Annotated in this window: 1 pseudogene; it reads left to right on the forward strand. The window is 41.1% G+C overall.

The features are described 5' to 3' along the window. Positions 1-246, forward strand: a pseudogene (locus AB4512_RS24685) (alpha/beta hydrolase); the annotation flags it as partial.

Below are 246 nucleotides of genomic sequence, written 5' to 3' on the forward strand. Positions count from 1 at the left end.
CAGACTCTCAATGTACTTCAATATGAGCTAGCGAGTCGTTTCCCTGCTTATGATTTTGATAAGTTAACCTTAGTCGGGCATTCGAACGGTGGCGATATTTCTACATGGTTGAGTAACGAAAATAAAAGTTATGTTTCTCAGCTAATTACGCTCGACCATAAACGAGTCACTTTACCTAAAAGTGAAAATATCCGAGTGCTTTCCATTCGAGCAACTGAATACCCTACCAAAGAGGGTGTGCTACCG

It is taken from the genome of Vibrio sp. 10N.222.52.B7 (genome assembly GCF_041474275.1).
Lineage (GTDB): Bacteria > Pseudomonadota > Gammaproteobacteria > Enterobacterales > Vibrionaceae > Vibrio > Vibrio crassostreae_C.